Below are 19,187 nucleotides of genomic sequence, written 5' to 3' on the forward strand. Positions count from 1 at the left end.
GGGTTGTGTCGACCCACCGGTGCAGTCGCCGCATCGCAAAAGAACGAGGGCCCCGTGCGATCACTCGCGCGGGGCCCTCGTCGTTACCGGATCAGAAGTCCCAGTCGTCGTCTTCCGTCGCCTCGGCCTTGCCGATGACGTACGACGAACCCGACCCCGAGAAGAAGTCATGGTTCTCGTCGGCGTTGGGCGACAGCGCCGACAGGATCGCCGGGTTCACGTTCGTCACTGATGCCGGGAACATCGCCTCGTAGCCGAGGTTCATCAGTGCCTTGTTAGCGTTGTAGTGCAGGAACTTCTTCACGTCCTCGCTGAGACCCACCGAGTCGTAGAGGCTCTGCGTGTAGTGCGTCTCGTTGTCGTACAGCTCGTACAGCAGCGAGAACGTGTAGTCCTTGATCTCGTCGCGGCGGGCCTGGTCGACCTGCTCCAGACCGCGCTGGAACTTGTAGCCGATGTAGTAGCCGTGCACGGCCTCGTCACGGATGATGAGGCGGATCAGGTCGGCGGTGTTGGTGAGCTTGGCCCGGCTCGACCAGTGCATCGGCAGGTAGAAGCCCGAGTAGAACAGGAACGACTCCAGCAGGGTCGAGGCGACCTTGCGCTTGAGCGGGTCGTCGCCACGGTAGTAGTCCATGACGATGTGCGCCTTCTTCTGAAGGAACTCGTTCTCGGTCGACCAGCGGAACGCCTCGTCGATCTCCTTCGTCGAGCACAGCGTCGAGAAGATCGACGAGTAGCTCTTGGCGTGCACCGACTCCATGAACGCGATGTTGGTGTACACCGCCTCCTCGTGCGGGGTGATCGCGTCGGGGATGAGCGAGACCGCGCCCACGGTGCCCTGGATCGTGTCGAGCAGCGTCAGACCCGTGAACACACGCATCGTCAGCGTCTGCTCTTCGGGGGTCAGCGTGTTCCACGACTGGATGTCGTTGGACAGCGGCACCTTCTCGGGCAGCCAGAAGTTGTTGACGAGACGGTTCCAGACCTCGAGGTCTTTGTCGTCCTGGATGCGGTTCCAGTTGATGGCCTGAACGTGGTTCAGCAGCTGCAGCTTCTCAGCCATGGTGTCCTCAATAACAAATCGTGATCAGCGGATCAGAGCATGCACGAGACGCACTCGGTCATGTCGGTACCCTCGAGTGCCAGCTGACGCAGGCGGATGTAGTAGATCGTCTTGATGCCCTTCTTCCACGCGTAGATCTGGGCCTTGTTGATGTCGCGGGTGGTGACGGTGTCCTTGAAGAACAGCGTGAGCGACAGACCCTGGTCCACGTGCTGCGTGGCGGCGGCGTACGTGTCGATGACCTTCTCGTAGCCGATCTCGTACGCGTCCTGGTAGTACTCCAGGTTGTCGTTCGTCATGAACGGCGCCGGGTAGTAGACGCGACCGAGCTTGCCTTCCTTGCGGATCTCGATCTTCGACGCGATCGGGTGGATCGAGCTCGTCGAGTTGTTGATGTACGAGATCGACCCGGTCGGCGGGACGGCCTGCAGGTTCTGGTTGTAGATGCCGTACTGCTGGACGGATGCCTTCAGCTCGCGCCAGTCGTCCTGCGTGGGGATCGGGATGCCGGCGAACAGCTCCTTCACCTTGGCGGTCTGCGGCTCCCACACCTGGTCGGTGTACTTGTCGAAGAACTCCCCCGACGCGTAGGTCGAGTCAGCGAAGCCGTCGAAGGACGTGCCGCGCTCGATCGAGAGACGGTTCGACGCGCGAAGCGCGTGGAACAGCACCGTGTAGAAGTAGATGTTCGTGAAGTCGATGCCCTCTTCGGAGCCGTAGTGCACGTGCTCGCGAGCGAGGTAGCCGTGCAGGTTCATCTGGCCGAGGCCGATCGCGTGCGAGCGGTCGTTGCCGTCCTCGATCGAGCGGACCGAAGCGATGTGGCTCTGGTCGCTCACGGCGGTGAGGGCGCGGATCGCGGTCTCGACCGTGAGGCCCAGGTCGCGGCCGTCCATCGCCAGCGCGATGTTCATCGACCCGAGGTTGCAGGAGATGTCCTTGCCGATCTCGGCGTACGAGAGGTCTTCGTTGTACGTCGTCGGGGTGTTGACCTGCAGGATCTCCGAGCACAGGTTGGACATGTTGATCCGACCCTTGATCGGGTTGGCCTTGTTCACCGTGTCCTCGAACATGATGTACGGGTAGCCCGACTCGAACTGGATCTCGGCGAGGGTCTGGAAGAATTCGCGCGCATTGATCTTCGTCTTCTTGATGCGCGGGTCGTCCACCATCTCGCGGTACTTCTCGGTGACCGAGATGTCGCCGAACGGCTTGCCGTAGACGCGCTCGACGTCGTACGGCGAGAAGAGGTACATGTCTTCGCCGTTCTTGGCCAGCTCGAACGTGACGTCGGGGATGACGACACCGAGCGACAGCGTCTTGATGCGGATCTTCTCGTCGGCGTTCTCGCGCTTGGTGTCGAGGAAGCGCAGGATGTCGGGGTGGTGCGCGTTGAGGTACACGGCACCCGCGCCCTGACGGGCTCCGAGCTGGTTGGCGTAGCTGAAGCTGTCTTCGAGGAGCTTCATCACGGGGATGATGCCCGAAGACTGGTTCTCGATCTGCTTGATCGGAGCACCCGACTCGCGGATGTTCGACAGCAGGAGGGCCACGCCACCGCCGCGCTTGGACAGCTGGAGGGCCGAGTTGATGCCGCGGGCGATCGACTCCATGTTGTCTTCGATGCGGAGGAGGAAGCACGAGACGAGCTCGCCGCGCTGCGCCTTGCCGGCGTTGAGGAACGTCGGGGTCGCGGGCTGGAAGCGGCCCGAGATGATCTCGTCGACCAGCTGGACGGCCAGGCGCTGGTCGCCGTCGGCGAGGGCGAGGGCGGTCATGACCACGCGGTCTTCGAAGCGCTCGAGATAGCGCTTGCCGTCGAACGTCTTCAGCGTGTAGCTCGTGTAGTACTTGAAGGCGCCGAGGAAGGTCTCGAAGCGGAACTTCTTGCCGTAGGCCCGATCGTTGAGCTCCTGGATGAACTCCAGCGAGTACTTCTCGAGCACCTTGGGCTCGTAGTACTCCTTCTCGACGAGGTAGTCGAGACGCTCCTTGAGGGAGTGGAAGAACACGGTGTTCTGGTTGACGTGCTGCAGGAAGTACTCCCGCGCGGCCCGCTTGTCGGCGTCGAACTGGATCTTGCCGTCGGCGTCGTACAGGTTCAGCATCGCGTTCAGGGCGTGATAATCCAGCCCCTCGAAACGCGCCTCGGTCTTGAAGTCCACGTCACTCAGCCCTACTTCCACCACTGTTCCAATCCTTCGGTGACGTGCTCGACGTCTTCTGGTGTGCCGAATACTTCGATGCGATACAAGTGCGGCACGGAGCACTTGCGGCTGATGATGTCTCCGGCGAGGCAGAAAGCGTCGCCGAAGTTGGTGTTTCCCGCGGAGATGACCCCACGGATGTGGCGTCGGTTGCGCTCCTCGTTGAGGAAGCGGATGACTTGCTTGGGGACGGCGCCCTTCTCGACGCCTCGGCCGACACCTCCGCCGTATGTGGGGGTGACCAGCACGAAGGGTTCGTCGACGTGGAGCGGCGGATCGGTCGGTCGCAGGGGGATGCGCACAGCCCGCTTGCCGAGCTTCTCGATGAAACGTGCGGTGTTTCCGGACACGCTCGAGAAGTAGACCAGCAGCGGAGCTTCCGTCTCCGACATGACAGCGCTCACGAGAACCCTCTGAGCCCGCCGGGGATCACGCCAGGCGCGAGGCCAGCTCGTCGATCTTGTCGGGACGGAAACCCGACCAGTGGTCCTCGTCGGTGATGACGACGGGGGCCTGGAGATAACCGAGCGACTTGACCTGCTCGAGAGCCGACGGGTCCTCCGTGAGGTCGAGCACCTGGTACTCGATGCCCTTCGAGTCGAGTGCGCGGTACGTCGCGGTGCACTGGACGCAGGACGGCTTGGTGTAGACCGTGATCGCCATTTCGTTCTCTCTCTCCCCTGGAAGATCGTCATCCGGTCGCTCGGGGCGGGCCGGGAGCTCAATACTACATATGGGGACGGACATCGGGGGGAACCACAAGGGGTAGTAGTTACATGAGTGTGATTTTCCACCACTCTCCCCATGTACAACACAGGTTGTCCACGATTTCATCCACAGGCGGCAGACCTTTTCCGACCTCGTCGAGGCCCGCCGTTCCGCGGATCTTGCGCCTCCTCCCGGCATCCGTCCACAGCTCGGACGCTAGACGGGGGTTCCGACATCGCACAGGGGGTGGATAACGCCCTCCGGCGTGTCGCGGCGTGTCGCTCGCTGGTGGACGGCGGAGGGGCAGCCGAGCGCCCAGGGCACCGGGTAGCGTGGTGCGGTGGCCGGCTACCGCGTACTCCTCAGAACCCCGGGCGTAGGGCGCATCATCGCCGCTCAGCTGACGGCACGCTTCCCCAACGGCATGATCAGCCTCGCCGTGCTGCTGCACATCGAGCACGTCACCGGGTCGTATGGCGCGGCCGGTCTGGTGCTGGCGGCCACGAGCGTGGGGCAGGCCGTCGCGGGCCCCGTGACCAGCCGGTGGATGGGCCGATGGGGCATGCGGCGCGTCCTCACGACCACGCTCCTCATCTGTGCCGCCGCGATTACCGCGATCGCCCTGCTCGAGGTGCCGCTCCCGGTCTACATGGCGCTGGGACTCATCGGCGGCCTCTCGACTCCCCCGGTGCAGTCGGCCGTCCGCACCATCTACCCCAAGATGGTCAACTCGTCGCAGCTGACGCCGCTGTACTCTCTGGACGCCTCACTGCAGGAGATTATCTGGGTGCTCGCGCCGGTGATCATCACCCTGGTCGGCACCCAAGCGGGCACGGTCCCGGCGCTCCTCCTGATCGTGGTCATCCTTCTCGGCGGGGGCGCGTGGTTCATCCTCAGCCCCGAGGTGGGTCGGGTCCGCATCCCCCGGAGTCGACGGGCCCTGGGCACCGTGCTGCGCAAGCCGCCGGTGATCCTGGCCACCGCCACGGGCTTCCTCCTGATCGGCGCGTGCGCGGCCGTCGAGGCCGGTGTCGTGGCGACCTTCGACCACGGCGGCCTCGAGGCGGGCCTGGTCCTGGCGGTGTTCGCCGTCGGCAGCCTCGCAGGAGGCCTGGCCTTCGGTCACATCCCGATCGGCCCGTGGGCCATGGCGCGCCGCTTCGCGATCGTCACGGTCGGCCTCAGCCTCACGATCGTCTCGCTCAACGCGTGGTGGCTCGGGGCGACGCTGCTGGTGGCCGGCGCCGGTATTGCGCCTGCGCTCGCCGTCATGTTCGCCATGACCTCCGCGAGCGTGCGCTTCAGCGAGACCGCCGAGGCGTACGGCTGGATCGGCACGGGTCAGCTCATCGGCGCCGCCGCGGGTTCCGCTGTCGCCGGCTTCCTCGTCGACGGCGTGGGCCCGCAGGGCGCCTACATCGCCGCCGCCGCGTTCGCCGCCGCGGGCCTGGTCGTCTCGGTGCTGTTCGTGCGCGGGTTCCCCGACCTGCGTCACCGCGACGCGAGCCCGATCCCCGACACCGAACCGGTGCACACCATCACCTGATTCGCCGAGCAGGTCGGAGCCGAGTCTCAGCGCAGGCGACGCAGCAGCTCCAGCACGGCGAGCGCGTACGCGTCGGCGGGCTCGGGGTGATCGAAGACGAGCGTCGTGCCGCCGACCGAGATCTCGACCTCGTGCGTGTCGGAGAGTCGGCGCAGCGACCGGAACGCGGACCGCAGCATCTCGCGCAACTGCGCCTCGGACGGCAGCCACAGCGCGTCCTCGGTGGCGACGGAATCCAGCGCCCACTCGGTCGTTCCGTTGAAGGCGAGGATCCGTCCGGTCGGGTACTCGCGCGGCTCGACGGTCATTTCGCTGACGGTGAAGACGTCGGCTTCGAACTCCGGTTCGTTCAACTGGAACCGGTCGCCCGAGCGCGGATGCCACACCAGCCCCGCCTCACGAAGGGCGAGAGCCATCTCGGTCGAGATCATGGCATCCATTCTGGGGGCGAGCGAACGACGCGGGGCCGCCCGCGTGCACCCGACAGAATGGGGGCATGCGCGCTCCCGTGACACTCCCCCGCCTCACCTGGGGCGATGCCGGCCGTCCGTCCGTGCTCCTGGTGCACGGCCTCGGTTCGGACGGGGCGCTCATGTGGCGCTTCGGCGCCGCACTCGCCGACGCCGGCTGGCACGCGGTCGCCGTCGACCTCCGCGGACACGGAGACGCCCCTCGAGCCCTCGACTACTCCCTCGCCGCGTACGCGGCCGATGTCGCGCACACGCACCCGGAGTCCGGCGGAGCATGGGATGCGGTCGTCGGCCACTCGCTCGGGGGCGCGGCGGCGACCGTCGCCGCCGCCGGCGATCCCACGTGGACCCGGCGTCTCGTGCTCGTCGACCCCGCGATCCACCTTGCGGACGGCGACCGGGAGATCGTCCGACAGAGCCAGGAGCAGGCGTTCGCCGATCCGACCGTCGCCGCCGTGCGGTCCGCGCACCCCGACTGGCATCCCGTCGACGTCGAGCTGAAGGCGCGTGCCACCCAGCGGGCGAGCCGCTGGGCCATCGAGCAGACCAGCCTGCAGAACGCGGTGTGGGACGTCCGCGCCGACGCCGCCGCGCTGCGGGTACCGACGCACGTCATCGGCGCCGACCCCGCGGTGCACTCGATCTTCTCGGGCGCGCTGGCCGCGGAGGTGCTGACGAACCCCGCGATCACGATGTCGGTGGTCTCCGGCGCGGGGCACTCGCCGCACCGCGACCGCCCCCACGACACCGTCGCCGCCCTGCTGTCCGCCCTGGACTAAGAAGCGGGGCCGCCGACGGCCAGGATGTCCGAGCGGAGGACCAGAATGGATGCCATGGCCCCCGTGTTCGATACCGCTCGGTTCCTCCCCGACGATCTGCTCGCGCGGCTGCGGGAGCGCGCGCCCGTGCACGACCGCGAGAACACGTTCCCTAACGACGACCTCGATGATCTCCGCGCGGCGGGGTATCTCGGCATCCTGGTGCCGACCGCGTTCGGGGGCGCGGGCCTCACGCTCGCCCAGGCGGCCGAACTGCAGCAGCGCCTTGCCGGCGCGGCACCGGCGACCGCGCTGGCGATCAACATGCATCTGGTGTGGACGGGTGTGGCGAAGGTGCTGCACGACCGTGGCCTCGACGACCTCGACTCCGTGCTGCGCGGCGCCGCGGCCGGGGAGGTCTTCGCCTTCGGCATCAGCGAGGCCGGCAACGACCTCGTGCTCTTCGGCAGCGACACCGCGGCCACTCCGGACGGGGATGGCGGCTACCGATTCACCGGGACGAAAATCTTCACCTCCCTCTCCCCGGTGTGGGATCACCTGGGCGTTCACGGCCTCGACACCACGTCGCCGGACGCCCCCAAGATGGTGTTCGCCTTCCTCGATCGCAGCGACGACATCGTCGCCCGCGACGACTGGGACACGCTCGGCATGCGGGGCACGCAGAGCCGCACGACCGAACTGCGGGGTGCGCACGCCCCCGCGACACGCGTCGTCCGGCGGCTCGACCCCGGTCCGCAGCCCGACCCGCTCGTGTTCGGCATCTTCGCCGTGTTCGAGATCCTGCTGGCCTCCGTGTACACCGGGATCGCCCGGCGTGCCCTCGACCTCGCCGTCGATGCCGCGAAGTCGCGGCGCTCGAAGAAGACGGGAGCGAGCTACGCGGCCGACCCCGACATCCGCTGGCGCATCGCCGACATGGCCCTGGCCTACGACGCCCTTCCCCCGCAGATCGCCGCCCTCAGCGCCGACGTCGACGGCCAGGTCGACCACGGCGGACGGTGGTTCTCGCTGCTCGCGGGGCTGAAGCATCGCGCGGTCACCGCCGCCAAGGCGATCGTCGACGAGGCTACGCTCGTCGGCGGCGGGTCGTCCTACTTCGCGCACACCGAGCTGAGCCGCCTGTATCGCGACGTGCTGGCGGGGCAGTTCCACCCCTCCGACCCCGAGTCCGCCCACTCCGCCGTCGCCGGGGCCTGGCTCGGACCGGTCGACGCCTGATGGCCCGCACACCGATCGCTCTCCTGAGCCCCGCCGACCAGGAGCGCCGCCGCGCGCTCCGCCGCATGAAGGGCGTGGCCCTGGGCGCCCTGCTCGGGATGGCGGTCGTGTTCGCGGTCGCCTTCGCGCTACAGCGCGAGGTGGAGTGGCTGCAGTATGTGCGAGCCGCCGCAGAAGGCGGAATGGTCGGCGCTCTCGCCGACTGGTTCGCCGTGACGGCGCTCTTCCGGCACCCCCTGGGGCTCCCCATCCCGCACACGGCGATCATCCCGCGCCGGAAAGACGAGATCGGGCAGCAGCTCGGGGAGTTCGTCGAGACGAACTTCCTCGAGGGACACGTCGTGCGCACCAAGCTCGAGGCGACCCCGCTGTCGGCGCGGGCCGGGGCGTGGCTGGCCGAGCCCGCGCACGCGGATCGGATCGCCGCCGAGGGGGCGACGCTCGCGTCGAGCGTTCTGCGCGCGCTCAGCGACGACGACGTGCAAGGCCTGATCGAAGACCTCGCCCGCGAACACCTGCTCGAGCCCGACTGGGGGCCGTCGGTGGGCGGGTGGCTGGAGCGCGTCGTCGACGCGGGCGCGCACCACGGCGCGGTTGACCTCGCGCTGGACAACATCGCGGTGTGGCTGGGCAACAACCGCGAGATGTTCCAGGGCCTGGTGTCGCGACGGCTCCCCTCGTGGGTGCCGGGCATCGCCCAGCGTCTCGTGGACGACACGGTCTACCGCGAGGCGATGGGATTCGTCGATGCGGTCCGCGCCGATCCCCGCCATCAGGCACGCGCCGCCATCGACCAGTACCTCACCCGCCTGTCCGACAACCTGCAGCACGACCCCGCCACCCGGATGCGGCTGGAAGAGGCGAAGGCATCCGTCTTCGACAGCCCGCGCGTGCGCGGGCTCGCCGCCGAGGCGTGGAACACCGCCAAGGCGGGCCTGCTGACTTCGCTCGCCGATCCCGACAGCGCGTTGCGCCGCCGCGCGTCGGCCGCCCTGGCAGACATCGGGCGCCGCCTGCAGACCGACGAATCGCTGCAACGCCGCGTCGACGGGTGGGTCATCGACGCCGCCGTCTTCCTCGTGGAGCGGTATCGGCACGACATCGCCTCGATCATCACCGACACCGTCGAGCGATGGGATGCCGATGAGACGACCGAGAAGATCGAACTCATGGTGGGGCGCGACCTGCAGTACATCCGCTTGAACGGCACGATCGTCGGCGCTCTCGCGGGGCTGGCCATCTTCACCGTCGCACACCTCGCCTGGGGGTCGTGATCCCGAGACGCCGGGCGCGGCGATGGGTAGCCTGAACCCGTGAGCTCCGGTTCGGGGGTGGAACCCCTCTTCACCTACGGGACGCTGCAGCTTCCGCAGGTCCAACTCGACACCTTCGGCCGCGTCGTCGAAGGTGACGAAGACGTCCTGCCCGGCTATCGACGGGAATGGACGCCGATCGACGACGACCGCGTGACGAACCTGTCCGGCATGGACGCGCATCCCATCGTGCGATTCACGGGCGATCCTCGCGACCGCGTCTTCGGGCGGGTCCTGTTTCTCACCGCGGAGGAGCTGGACGCCGCCGACGAGTACGAGGTGTCGCTCTACCGCCGGGTCTCGGTGTCGCTGTCCAGCGGCCGGCAGGCGTGGGTGTACGTCGGGCGGTGAGCGTCGCGCCCGGCCGGCCCCAGCCCTCGTCCGGGCAGAGGACACGCCGCACGAGCGGCCGCCCCGCACGCTCCCCCGCGCCGATATCCTCGTCTCGGATGCCGGATCGAGACGCGCCCCGCGCGCTCCGCGTCCGATTGCTCGGCGGCGACGATGCGGAGAGACGATGATCCAACTGATCCTGGCCCGGCACGCCAAATCCGACTGGGCCGATGAAGGTCTCGACGATCACGAGCGGCCGCTCAACGACCGGGGTCGTCGCGACGCTCCCGCGATGGCGCGTTCCGTGCTGCGTCGTGGTGTGCGACCCGAGCTGCTCCTGTCGAGCACCGCCGCGCGCGCGAAGGCCACGGCGGAGGCGTTCGCCGCCGAGTTCGAGGTCGACGTGACCGAACGGGCCGAGCTCTACCTCGCGGATGCCGACGCCCTGTGGGATGCCGCGCACAGCACTGGGGTCGCGGAGGTCATGGTCGTGGCGCACGACCCGGGTATGAGCGACCTCGTCTCGCGCCTCGCCGGTCACGATGTACGCATGGTCACCTCGGCCGTGGCGATCTGCACCTGGCACGACCATGAGTGGGCCACCGTCGGATCCGCTCCTCCCGACGAGTTCGAGCTGCTCACGCCCTGAGCGCCGCCCTCTCCACGGCGGCACGGGCGATCGCCCCGGAGACCACGAGATCGGTCACGGCCTCGATCTCCGGCGATACGAAGCGATCACGGCCCGGGCCCGCCACGCGCGTGCGCACCAGATCCCGCACGGCTGCGGTGGGATCCGCGGGCAGAAGCGGCGCACGCAGGTCGAGTGCTCGGCATCCGGTCAGCACCTCGATCGCCAGTACGCGGGCCAGGCCGTCGACGGCGCGACGCAGCTTCCGACCGGCAGCCCATCCCATCGACACGTGATCCTCCTGCATCGCGCTCGACGGGATGGAGTCCACCGACGCGGGCGCGGCGAGTCTTTTCATCTCCGACACGATTCCCGCGGCCGCGTACTGGGCGATCATGAGACCCGAATCGACGCCCGCCTCGTCGGCGAGAAAAGGCGGCAGCCCGTGGCTGCGCGCGACGTCCAGTGCACGGTCGGTGCGTCGTTCCGACATGGAGGCCACGTCGGCGACGGCGATGGCGAGGAAATCGAGCACGTACGCCACGGGCGCACCGTGGAAGTTGCCGTTGGATTCCACCCGGCCGTCGGGGGTGACCACGGGATTGTCCACGGCAGCGGCGAGTTCACGCTCGGCGACCATCCGGGCGTGGGTCGCGGTGTCCCGCGCGGCACCGTGCACCTGCGGAGCACAGCGCAACGAGTACGCATCCTGCACGCGGGTGCACTCCGGACCACGGTGGCTCGCGACGATCGGAGAGCCGGCGAGGAACGCGCGCAGGTGGGCGGCCGAGGTGGCCTGTCCGACCTGCGGGCGGAGGGCCATGAGATCGGCGGCGAACACCGCGTCGCTGCCCATTTGCGACTCGACCGAGATCGCGGCCGCGACGTCCGCGGTCGTCCACAGCGTCTCGAGGTCGTGCAGGGCCAGCACCAACATGCCGAGCATGCCGTCGGTGCCGTTGATGAGCGCGAGGCCTTCCTTCTCACGGAGCACGAGAGGCGCGATCCCCGCAGCGGCGAGCGCCTCCGCGGCGGGCACGGAACGACCGTGCTGGTCGCGCACGTCCCCCTCGCCCATCACCGCCAGGGCGACATGCGAGAGCGGGGCGAGGTCACCCGAGCAGCCGAGCGAACCGTATTCGCGCAGGACCGGCGTGATGCCCGCGTTGAGCAGGGCCGCGTAGGTCTCCACCACGACCGGTCGCACCCCCGTCCGCGCCGTGGTGAGGGTCTGCAGACGCAGCAGCATGAGCGCACGGACCACCTCCCTCTCGACCTCGCCCCCCGTGCCCGCGGCATGGGAGCGGACGAGACTCGCCTGCAGCTGCGCGCGCCGGTCGGACGCGATGAACGTCGTGGCGAGGGCACCGAAACCGGTGGAGATGCCGTAGTGCGGCTGCGGATCGTCCGCGAGCCCGTCGATGAGTTCGCGGGTTGCGGCGACGCGGGCGACGGCATCGGGGGCGATCCGAACCACGGCCCCGTGGCGCGCGACCCGGACGACATCGTTGAGGGTGAGGCGGTCGTCTCCGACCATCACGGCGGTACTCATGACCCGATTGCACCGCCTCGCACCGTCACGGGCGGGGCCGTTCTGGCATCCTGTGTCTGTGATCACAGACGGCGCGGCACCCCAGGTGCCGGCCGCGGATCAGACGCTGCGAATACTCTCGCTGCTCGCCCGGCAGCCCGCACCTCTGGCGGCGCAGGTGATCGCGAACACCCTGCAGCTCCCCCGGTCGACCACGTATCACCTGCTTGCAACGCTCGCGCAGCACGGCTACGTCGTGCACCTCGAGGAGGAGCGCCGCTGGGGACTGGGAACGGCCGCGTTCGAGCTCGGCGGCGGGTACGCCCGACAGCAGCCGCTGGCACGCCTCGGCCGGCCCCTCTTGGCAGCGCTCACCGACCGATGGGGCGAGAGCACGCATCTTGCGGTGCTCGCCGGCCGCGACGTGCTGTACATCGTCGAGGAGCGCGCGCCACGCCGCCCGGTGCTCGTCACCGACGTCGGGGTCCGGTTACCGGCGCACCTCGCCGCGAGCGGTCAGGCGATGCTCGCGGCGCTCCCCGCGGCGCAGGTGCGCGCCCTCTATCCGGATGCCACCGCGCTCACGCAGCGCACCGGGCGGGGCCCGCGCACGCGAGCGGAGCTGCGCGATGCACTGCGCACGGTGCGCGCGACGGGGTTCGCTCGCGAGAACGGGGAGGTGACCTCGGGGTTCCGCTCCGTCGCTGCGGCGGTGCTCGACCACACCGGGTGGCCGCTCGCCGCGGTGGCGGTGACGTGGCCGGACGATGCGCCGCGCGACGAAGCAGCCCTGGCCGCCGCGGCTCGCGCGTGCGCGGCAGAGCTCGCCCGCCGCAGCGGGCGCCGGGGGTGACGTACGGCCTCAGCCGCTGACCCACCGGCCCCCGGGCCCCGCCCCGGGTTGAGTGTCCAAGACACGCCGTTCGGCGCCTCGCGCATCGGCGTGTCCTGGACACCGGATGGACGACGGAGGGAAAGCCGGGGTCAGCGCACCACGAGCCGCGGCTCCACGAGCACGTGGGCCGCGCCGGCGGTGGCGGGCCGCGGAGCGACGACCGTTCCACCCTCCCCCATCAGGAGGTCCAGAGCCCCGGATGCCACACGCTCGGGCAACTGCTCGACGCTGGAGAGCCCGAGCGCCTCGGCGGCGGGGGTGTTGTCGAAGCCCACGACGGGGATGTCGGCGCGCCCCGCGAGCGTCGTGGCGAGATGAGCGCCGATCGCGAGCGAATCACTCGCACAGACGATCCCGCTCACGCGCGGGTCTGCGGCAAGGCCGTCGGCGACGACATCACGCGCGAGACCGACGCTGTCTTCCACGACCCACCGGGGTCCCGCCGCGGCGCCGACGTCCTCCCGCCACCCGCGCTCGCGTTCGTCGCCCGTCCCTGAGCCGGTGGGCCACCCGAGGAAGGCGATGCGGTCCGCTCCGGCCGCGCGAAGGTGCGCGGTGGCCGCGCGGGTTCCGGCCGCGCCATCGACGTCGACCCACAGGTGGGCGGGCGCGGCGACGTCGTCCTCGCCCCACGGGCGCCCGAACGACACGAACGGCAGCCCCCGCTCGTTGAGCCACCCCGTGCGCGGGTCACCGTGGAAGGTGCCGGTGACCACGACGGCATCCACCTCTCCCCCTTCGAGCAGATCCCCCAGGCGTTCGATCTCCTCCTCCGCCGTGCGGGCGGCGTAGAGGAGAACACGCATGTCCCTTTCGCTCGCCCGTTCGGTCAACGCGTGCACGAAGCGGTCGAGGACGACTCCCGCGATGCCCCCCGCGTACGGATCGAGATGGATGCCGATAGTCGAGCTGCGCCGGGTGCGAAGGCGCCGCGCCGCCGCGTGCGGGCGGTAGCCCAGCTCGGCGATGGCCGCTTCGACGCGGAGGCGTGTCGCCTCGCGCACGATCGAGGGGGTGTTCACGACGTTCGACACGGTCTGTCGAGACACTCCTGCCACACGGGCGACGTCTTCGACGGTGGGGGCTTTCGTCATCGCATCCCTCTCGATAGGCAGACGGTCATCGTAGGGCGAGCCCCGTGGCTTGACAGCGCGGCCCGCCGCTCCGTACCTTAGTCCCACCGGAGTTTGAACGTTCAAAACTCTGGCCCTCCGGGCACCGCGGAGGGGTCGCATGCCTCATCGAAGGAGAGAGACACATGACACGGCACTACCCCCGCACCTGGCTCGGAGCCGGAGCGCTCCTGGCCACCGGAGCCCTGACCCTCACCGCATGCGGATCCGGCTTCGACGACTCCGGCGACGCGGAGCAGACCTCCGGCGGATCCCTGACGGTCTTGATCGGCTCGTCGGGCGACGCCGAGACGCAGGCCGTCGAAGACGCCGTCGCCGCGTGGTCCGAGGAATCGGGCGTCGAGGCGCAGGTGCAGGTCGCCAACGACCTCCCGCAGCAGCTGTCGCAGGGCTTCGCGGCGGGATCGCCGGCCGACTTGTTCTACCTCGCCCCCGAGGCGCTGGCAGGCTACGCCGCGAACGGATCGATCGCCGCCTACGGCGACGACCTGGCCAACAAGGACGACTTCTACCCGTCGCTCGTCGAGAACTTCACCGTCGACGGCTCGTTCTACTGCGCCCCCAAGGACTTCTCGACGCTCGCACTCGTGATCAACACCGACGTGTGGTCGGCGGCCGGACTCACGGATGCCGATATCCCGCAGACGTGGGACGAGCTGGCATCCGTCGCCCAGACGCTCACCGCGGACGGTCGTGTCGGGCTCGCCTTCGGGGCCGAGTACCAGCGCCTGGGTGCCTTCATGGCACAGGCCGGCGGCGGGCTTCTCACCGACGGCGCGGCCACGGCCGACAGCCCCGCCAACGTCGAGGCGCTGCAGTACGTCAAGACGCATCTCGAAGACGGCAGCTTCGCCTTCGCCGCCGACATCGGCGCCGGGTGGGGCGGTGAGGCCTTCGGCACGCAGAAGGCCGCCATGACCATCGAGGGCAACTGGATCACCGGCGCCCTCAGCGCCGACTACCCCGACGTGAACTACACGGTCGCCGAGCTGCCCGCGGGTCCCGGCGGCAAGGGCACGCTGCAGTTCACCAACTGCTGGGGCATGGCCGCCGACAGCCCGAACCAGGAGAACGCCCGCGCCCTGGCCGAGTTCCTCACCGGCACCGACCAGCAGCTGGCCTTCTCGGAGGCGTTCGGCCCCATGCCGTCGATCGAGTCGGCCGCCGACGCGTGGTCCAGCGCCAACCCCGACCTGACGGCGTTCCTCGCCGGTGCCGAGTACGCGCAGTTCCCGCCGAACATCGCCGGTGCCGCGGACGTCATCACCGACTTCAACGCTCAGCTGGAGTCGCTCAAGACCGGTGACCCGCAGGCCATCCTCGCCACGGTGCAGAGCAACCTCGAGGCCATCGCCGAGTAGGCGCGAACCTCATGACCGCTCTCACCACCGCGCCTCGCCGCGCCGGCTCCTCCACCTCGGGGATTCGGCGCGGCGAGGCCGCCGCCGGCTGGCTCTTCACCGCCCCGGTGCTGATCATCCTCGGCGTGTTCCTCCTCGTCCCCGTGCTCATGGCGCTGTGGGTGAGCTTCTCGGACTGGTCGGGGCGGGGCAGCCCGTTCTCGTCGAGCGTGAGCTTCGTCGGCCTCGACAACTACGCCGCCGTCACAACGGGCGGCGGCCTCGCCGAGCGGGACTTCGGCACCGCCTTGCGCAACAACGCCTGGTACGTGCTCCTGGTCGTGCCGCTGCAGACGGCGCTCTCGCTGTTCCTCGCCGTGCTCGTCAACCGCGCGGTGCTGCGCGGACGTGGATTCTTCCGGACGGCGTTCTACTTCCCCTCGGTCACCAGCTCCGTCGCGATCACCGTGCTGTGGCTGTTCCTCTTCTCGACCTCCGGCGCGATCAACGAGGTGCTGTCGTGGCTCGGCGTCAACGGGCCCAACTGGTTCAGCGATCCCTCCGGGATCGTCCACAACGCCCTCGCCGCGGTCGGTATCACGAGCGGACCGGCCGCTCTCACCGGCGGCACGTTCCTCGGGGTCACCTGGTGGGACTGGCTCGCCGGCCCCTCGGTGGCGATGTCGGCCTTCATCCTGATGGCCGTGTTCACGACCTCCGGCACCTTCATGCTCCTGTTCATCGCGGGCCTGCAGAACATCGGTGGCGACGTTCAGGAAGCGGCCATGATGGACGGCGCCAACGGCTGGCAGCGCTTCTGGCGTGTCACCCTCCCGCAGCTGCGTCCCGTGCTGTTCACGGTGCTGACGCTCGGGCTCATCGGCACCTGGCAGGTGTTCGACCAGATCTACACCGGCACGCAGGGCGGTCCCGGCAAGACGACGCTGACCCCCGCCTACCTCAGCTACTCGTCGGCGTTCCTGTCGCAGGAGTGGGGTCAGGGCGCGGCGATCGCGTTCGTGCTGTTCGTGATCATCGTCGTCTTGACGATTCTCCAGCGCTGGGTGCTGCGCGAGCGCCCCGTGTCGCGCCGTCGCGCACGGCAGTACGAAGTGCGCGCACCGAGAGGAGACGCGCGATGACCGCCACGGCATCCCCGCAGACCATCGTTCTGGCCGAGCAGGTCGTCGACGGCCCTCGCCGGCCGAAGCAGAAGCACCGCATGTCGGCCAAGACCCTGCGCTGGCAGATCGGGCTGTACGTGCTGCTGGCGGTGCTGGCGCTGATCTACATCTATCCGTTCCTGGTGCAGGTCGCGACCTCGTTCAAGACGGATGCCTCGGCCGCCGCCGATCCGATCTCGCTCGTTCCCCAGCCCTTCACGTGGGCCGCGTACGAACGCCTCTTCCTCCGTTCGGACTTCCCCGTCTGGTTCGCCAACTCCGCCGTCGTCACCGTGTTCGTGACCCTGGGCCGAGTGTTCTTCAACTCCCTCGCGGGCTATGCCCTCGCCCGGCTGCAGTTCCGGGGGCGCGGCATCGTGTTCGCGGCGCTCGTGGCGGTCATGGCCGTTCCGGCCGTGGTGCTGCTGATCCCGAAGTTCCTCGTGATCAACCAGCTCGGCATCTACGACTCGTACGCGGGCATGATCCTGCCGCTGCTGGTGGATGCCGCGGGCGTGTTCATCATGAAGAACTTCTTCGAGTCGATCCCCCCGTCCGTCGAGGAGCAGGCGCGGATCGACGGCGCGAGCACGTTCCGCATCTTCTGGTCGGTCGTCCTGCCGATGGCGCGCCCGGCGCTCATCACGATCGTGATCCTGTCGTTCCAGGGATCGTGGAACGAGCTGAGCCACTTCGTCATCTCCACCCAGTCCCCCGAACTGACCACCCTGACCAAGGGCGTCGCCTCCCTCGCGAGCGGACAGCTCAGTCAGGGCAGCCAGTTCCCCCTCAAACTCGCGGCCGCGGCCATCATGACGATTCCGGTCGCCGTGGTGTTCTTCGTGTTCCAGCGCCGCATCATGAACGCCAGTGAAGGAGCCGTCAAAGAATGACCACCGCAGCCGCCTCGACCGAGGCGCTCTCCGCCGCCGCGCCCTCCGCCGACGACGCCGCGCCGCTGCAGCCCCTGCTCAGCGACGCCGTCATCGTGCTCCGGGCCCCGACCCAGGTGTGGTCCGACCGCTCCGGCACGGTGGGCACGGCTCCCGTGCACGGCATCTACCACGGTGACGTGCGTCATGTCCGTGCGCTGACGATGTCGTGCGACGACTCCGCGATCGAGTGGATCTCGACGGCTCCCGACGGACCGTCGCGGATCGTGTTCGGCGGAGTCCTGCGCGGGCTCGACGACACCACCCCCGACCCGAAGGTGCGCCTGCTGCGCGAGCGCATCGTCACCGACGGGCGGGTGACCGAAACGTGGACGCTCCGCTCTCGCGTGGACTTCCCGGTCCGTACGACGCTGCGGCTGCGCTTCCAGCCGGAGTTCGCGCTGTTGCACGAGGTCAAGTCCGGCCACGCCCGCCCGCGGCAGGTCGACGTCGAGATCGGCGCCGGTTCGGCGCGCGTCTCGGCCGGGCCTCAGGGGCTTTCGCTCACCGCAGCGACGGGCGAGGTGGCATCCGGAACCGACGGCGTCGAGGTGTCGTGGGACGTCGATGTGCCGGCGTTCGGCGAGTCCGCGGTGACCTGGGAGCTCGCGCTGCGGGACGACTCCCTCGTCGTGGGCGGCGCCGATGCGCCGGCGCGATGGGATGTCGCCGCCGTCGCGTCCGGGGCGGCGGATCCGCGTCTGGCGCGGTGGCTGACCACGGCGCTCGGCGACCTGGACGCCCTCCGGTTGGTCCTGCCCGACGCGCCGGAGGACGAGTTCTTCGCCGCGGGCGCGCCGTGGTTCTTCACCCTCTTCGGGCGGGACTCGATCTGGGCGGCCCGCCTGGCCCTCCCCCTCGACCGTGACATCGCGGCATCCACGCTGCGCGTGCTGGCGCGCCTGCAGGGCACCGACGACGACCCGCGCACCGCTCAGGAGCCGGGCAAGATCCTGCACGAGCTGCGCTCGTCCGACCTCGAGATCCCCAGCGAGGGGATCTCGTTGCCGCCGCGCTACTACGGCAGTGTCGACTCGACGCCGCTATGGGTGTGTCTTCTCGCCGACGCGCACCGCGCCGGCCTGCCCGCGGACGAGGTGCGCGCCCTGATGCCCGCACTGCGCGCGGCGCTCGGCTGGATCCGCGACAGCGGTGACAGCGACGGCGACGGGTTCCTCGACTACATCGACCGGCTGGGCACGGGCCTGGCCAACCAGGGGTGGAAGGACTCGGGCGACTCGATCCAGTGGCGCGACGGCAGCCTCGCCGAGGGTCCGATCGCGCTGTGCGAGGTGCAGGCGTACGCGTACGAGGCCGCTCTCGCGGGCGCGGCGCTGCTGGAGGAGTTCGGCGACGAGACGGATGCCGCGGACGCGGTGTTCTGGCGCGCCTGGGCCTCCGACCTCAAGGCCCGGTTCGCCGACGCGTACTGGATCGAGACCCCCGAGGGCCGCTACCCCGCCGTCGCACTGGATCGCGACAAGCGTCCCGTCGACACGCTCACCAGCAACATCGGACATCTCCTGGGAACCGGGATCCTGGATGCCGACGACGAGGCGCACGTCGCGAGCCTGCTGCGCCACGAGTCGATGTCGAGCGGGTACGGCATCCGCACGATGTCGACCGGCGCCGCCGGGTACTGGCCGCTGTCGTACCACGGCGGGAGCGTGTGGGTCCACGACACCGCGATCGCCGTCCATGGGATGCAGCGGTCCGGCCTCGTGGATGACGCGCGGGCGGTCGTGGGTGAGCTGCTCGACGCCGCCGAGGGCTTCGCGTACCGGGTGCCCGAGCTGCATTCGGGCGACCCCCGCTCGGCATCCTCGGTGCCCACCCCGTATCCGGCGGCGTGCCGCCCGCAGGCGTGGTCGGCTGCTGCCGCCGTGGTCTGCCTCACGGCACTCACCCCCGCCTGACCCTCCGCC

Annotated in this window: 18 protein-coding genes; 11 read left to right on the plus strand and 7 right to left on the minus strand. The window is 69.3% G+C overall.

Going from position 1 to position 19,187, the window contains the following annotated elements:
- Positions 1 to 91 precede the first annotated feature (91 nt).
- The 4 genes from nrdF to nrdH are packed head-to-tail and all read right to left on the minus strand — an operon-like array spanning position 92 to position 3,936.
- Positions 92 to 1,066: a class 1b ribonucleoside-diphosphate reductase subunit beta gene (gene nrdF, locus MHY30_RS11645; RefSeq protein ID WP_239277086.1), complete on the minus strand. Its 975-nt coding sequence runs from the start codon at positions 1,064 to 1,066 to the stop codon at positions 92 to 94.
- 32 nt (positions 1,067 to 1,098) lie between these two features.
- Positions 1,099 to 3,231, minus strand: a complete 2,133-nt coding sequence (nrdE, locus tag MHY30_RS11650; RefSeq protein ID WP_374204606.1) for a class 1b ribonucleoside-diphosphate reductase subunit alpha — start codon at positions 3,229 to 3,231, stop codon at positions 1,099 to 1,101.
- Positions 3,232 to 3,242: 11 nt separating this feature from the next.
- The gene (gene nrdI / locus MHY30_RS11655; protein WP_239277102.1) at positions 3,243 to 3,665 is read right to left on the minus strand and encodes a class Ib ribonucleoside-diphosphate reductase assembly flavoprotein NrdI; all 423 of its coding nucleotides are present in this window, start codon (positions 3,663 to 3,665) and stop codon (positions 3,243 to 3,245) included.
- A gap of 37 nt (positions 3,666 to 3,702) precedes the next feature.
- A complete protein-coding gene (gene nrdH / locus MHY30_RS11660) occupies positions 3,703 to 3,936 on the minus strand; it encodes a glutaredoxin-like protein NrdH (RefSeq protein ID WP_239277087.1) in 234 nt (77 codons plus the stop codon).
- A gap of 385 nt (positions 3,937 to 4,321) precedes the next feature.
- Between nrdH and MHY30_RS11665 the strand changes: the two genes are divergently transcribed.
- Positions 4,322 to 5,527, plus strand: a complete 1,206-nt coding sequence (locus MHY30_RS11665) for an MFS transporter (protein ID WP_239277088.1) — start codon at positions 4,322 to 4,324, stop codon at positions 5,525 to 5,527.
- 26 nt (positions 5,528 to 5,553) lie between these two features.
- On the opposite strand, the gene MHY30_RS11670 is transcribed toward MHY30_RS11665, so the two are convergent.
- Positions 5,554 to 5,958, minus strand: a complete 405-nt coding sequence (locus MHY30_RS11670) for a pilus assembly protein CpaE (RefSeq protein ID WP_239277089.1) — start codon at positions 5,956 to 5,958, stop codon at positions 5,554 to 5,556.
- Between the two features lie 65 nt (positions 5,959 to 6,023).
- Here MHY30_RS11670 and MHY30_RS11675 point away from each other — a divergent pair, with 65 nt between their 5' ends.
- The 5 genes from MHY30_RS11675 to MHY30_RS11695 all read left to right on the plus strand — a co-directional run bounded on the left by MHY30_RS11675 (position 6,024) and on the right by MHY30_RS11695 (position 10,289).
- Positions 6,024 to 6,776, plus strand: a complete 753-nt coding sequence (locus MHY30_RS11675) for an alpha/beta fold hydrolase (RefSeq protein WP_239277090.1) — start codon at positions 6,024 to 6,026, stop codon at positions 6,774 to 6,776.
- Between the two features lie 54 nt (positions 6,777 to 6,830).
- Complete coding sequence (locus tag MHY30_RS11680) at positions 6,831 to 7,994, plus strand: acyl-CoA dehydrogenase family protein (protein ID WP_239277091.1); 1,164 nt, start codon at positions 6,831 to 6,833, stop codon at positions 7,992 to 7,994.
- Positions 7,994 to 9,268, plus strand: coding sequence for a DUF445 domain-containing protein (locus tag MHY30_RS11685; RefSeq protein ID WP_239277092.1), 1,275 nt, complete (start codon positions 7,994 to 7,996; stop codon positions 9,266 to 9,268). Before MHY30_RS11680 ends, MHY30_RS11685 begins: the two co-directional genes overlap by 1 nt.
- A 39-nt stretch (positions 9,269 to 9,307) precedes the next feature.
- The gene (locus tag MHY30_RS11690) at positions 9,308 to 9,658 is read left to right on the plus strand and encodes a gamma-glutamylcyclotransferase family protein (protein WP_239277093.1); all 351 of its coding nucleotides are present in this window, start codon (positions 9,308 to 9,310) and stop codon (positions 9,656 to 9,658) included.
- A gap of 166 nt (positions 9,659 to 9,824) precedes the next feature.
- A complete protein-coding gene (locus MHY30_RS11695; RefSeq protein WP_239277094.1) occupies positions 9,825 to 10,289 on the plus strand; it encodes a histidine phosphatase family protein in 465 nt (154 codons plus the stop codon).
- On the opposite strand, the gene hutH is transcribed toward MHY30_RS11695, so the two are convergent.
- A complete protein-coding gene (gene hutH, locus MHY30_RS11700) occupies positions 10,279 to 11,820 on the minus strand; it encodes a histidine ammonia-lyase (protein ID WP_239277095.1) in 1,542 nt (513 codons plus the stop codon). The genes MHY30_RS11695 and hutH overlap by 11 nt on opposite strands.
- A gap of 85 nt (positions 11,821 to 11,905) precedes the next feature.
- On the opposite strand from hutH, the gene MHY30_RS11705 reads away from it, so the two are divergent.
- Complete coding sequence (locus tag MHY30_RS11705; RefSeq protein WP_374204607.1) at positions 11,906 to 12,652, plus strand: IclR family transcriptional regulator; 747 nt, start codon at positions 11,906 to 11,908, stop codon at positions 12,650 to 12,652.
- Positions 12,653 to 12,783: 131 nt separating this feature from the next.
- Here the strand turns inward: MHY30_RS11705 and MHY30_RS11710 are convergent, their stop codons facing one another.
- Positions 12,784 to 13,788, minus strand: coding sequence for a LacI family DNA-binding transcriptional regulator (locus tag MHY30_RS11710; RefSeq protein ID WP_239277096.1), 1,005 nt, complete (start codon positions 13,786 to 13,788; stop codon positions 12,784 to 12,786).
- A gap of 164 nt (positions 13,789 to 13,952) precedes the next feature.
- Between MHY30_RS11710 and MHY30_RS11715 the strand changes: the two genes are divergently transcribed.
- The 4 genes from MHY30_RS11715 to MHY30_RS11730 all read left to right on the plus strand — a co-directional run bounded on the left by MHY30_RS11715 (position 13,953) and on the right by MHY30_RS11730 (position 19,178).
- Positions 13,953 to 15,188, plus strand: a complete 1,236-nt coding sequence (locus MHY30_RS11715; protein ID WP_239277097.1) for an extracellular solute-binding protein — start codon at positions 13,953 to 13,955, stop codon at positions 15,186 to 15,188.
- Positions 15,189 to 15,199: 11 nt separating this feature from the next.
- On the plus strand, positions 15,200 to 16,309 hold the full coding sequence (locus MHY30_RS11720; RefSeq protein ID WP_239277098.1) for a carbohydrate ABC transporter permease: 1,110 nt from the start codon (positions 15,200 to 15,202) through the stop codon (positions 16,307 to 16,309).
- Between the two features lie 80 nt (positions 16,310 to 16,389).
- On the plus strand, positions 16,390 to 17,223 hold the full coding sequence (locus MHY30_RS11725; RefSeq protein WP_239277104.1) for a carbohydrate ABC transporter permease: 834 nt from the start codon (positions 16,390 to 16,392) through the stop codon (positions 17,221 to 17,223).
- Complete coding sequence (locus tag MHY30_RS11730) at positions 17,220 to 19,178, plus strand: glycogen debranching N-terminal domain-containing protein (protein WP_239277099.1); 1,959 nt, start codon at positions 17,220 to 17,222, stop codon at positions 19,176 to 19,178. Before MHY30_RS11725 ends, MHY30_RS11730 begins: the two co-directional genes overlap by 4 nt.
- The last annotated feature ends 9 nt before the right edge of the window (positions 19,179 to 19,187 follow it).

The sequence above is a fragment of the Microbacterium sp. ACRRU genome (genome assembly GCF_022346945.1).
GTDB classification, from domain to species: domain Bacteria; phylum Actinomycetota; class Actinomycetes; order Actinomycetales; family Microbacteriaceae; genus Microbacterium; species Microbacterium mcarthurae.

What these genes read in the sequence shown, in the direction of transcription:
- nrdF (WP_239277086.1), bottom strand. Translation starts at nt 1,066, where the DNA reads ATGGCTGAGAAGCTGCAGCTGCTGAACCACGTTCAGGCCATCAACTGG.
- MHY30_RS11715 (WP_239277097.1), top strand. Translation starts at nt 13,953, where the DNA reads ATGACACGGCACTACCCCCGCACCTGGCTCGGAGCCGGAGCGCTCCTG.
- nrdH (WP_239277087.1), bottom strand. Translation starts at nt 3,936, where the DNA reads ATGGCGATCACGGTCTACACCAAGCCGTCCTGCGTCCAGTGCACCGCG.
- MHY30_RS11685 (WP_239277092.1), top strand. Translation starts at nt 7,994, where the DNA reads ATGGCCCGCACACCGATCGCTCTCCTGAGCCCCGCCGACCAGGAGCGC.
- nrdI (WP_239277102.1), bottom strand. Translation starts at nt 3,665, where the DNA reads ATGTCGGAGACGGAAGCTCCGCTGCTGGTCTACTTCTCGAGCGTGTCC.
- MHY30_RS11680 (WP_239277091.1), top strand. Translation starts at nt 6,831, where the DNA reads ATGGCCCCCGTGTTCGATACCGCTCGGTTCCTCCCCGACGATCTGCTC.
- MHY30_RS11710 (WP_239277096.1), bottom strand. Translation starts at nt 13,788, where the DNA reads ATGACGAAAGCCCCCACCGTCGAAGACGTCGCCCGTGTGGCAGGAGTG.
- MHY30_RS11730 (WP_239277099.1), top strand. Translation starts at nt 17,220, where the DNA reads ATGACCACCGCAGCCGCCTCGACCGAGGCGCTCTCCGCCGCCGCGCCC.
- MHY30_RS11675 (WP_239277090.1), top strand. Translation starts at nt 6,024, where the DNA reads ATGCGCGCTCCCGTGACACTCCCCCGCCTCACCTGGGGCGATGCCGGC.
- MHY30_RS11720 (WP_239277098.1), top strand. Translation starts at nt 15,200, where the DNA reads ATGACCGCTCTCACCACCGCGCCTCGCCGCGCCGGCTCCTCCACCTCG.
- MHY30_RS11695 (WP_239277094.1), top strand. Translation starts at nt 9,825, where the DNA reads ATGATCCAACTGATCCTGGCCCGGCACGCCAAATCCGACTGGGCCGAT.
- hutH (WP_239277095.1), bottom strand. Translation starts at nt 11,820, where the DNA reads ATGAGTACCGCCGTGATGGTCGGAGACGACCGCCTCACCCTCAACGAT.
- MHY30_RS11670 (WP_239277089.1), bottom strand. Translation starts at nt 5,958, where the DNA reads ATGATCTCGACCGAGATGGCTCTCGCCCTTCGTGAGGCGGGGCTGGTG.
- MHY30_RS11725 (WP_239277104.1), top strand. Translation starts at nt 16,390, where the DNA reads ATGTCGGCCAAGACCCTGCGCTGGCAGATCGGGCTGTACGTGCTGCTG.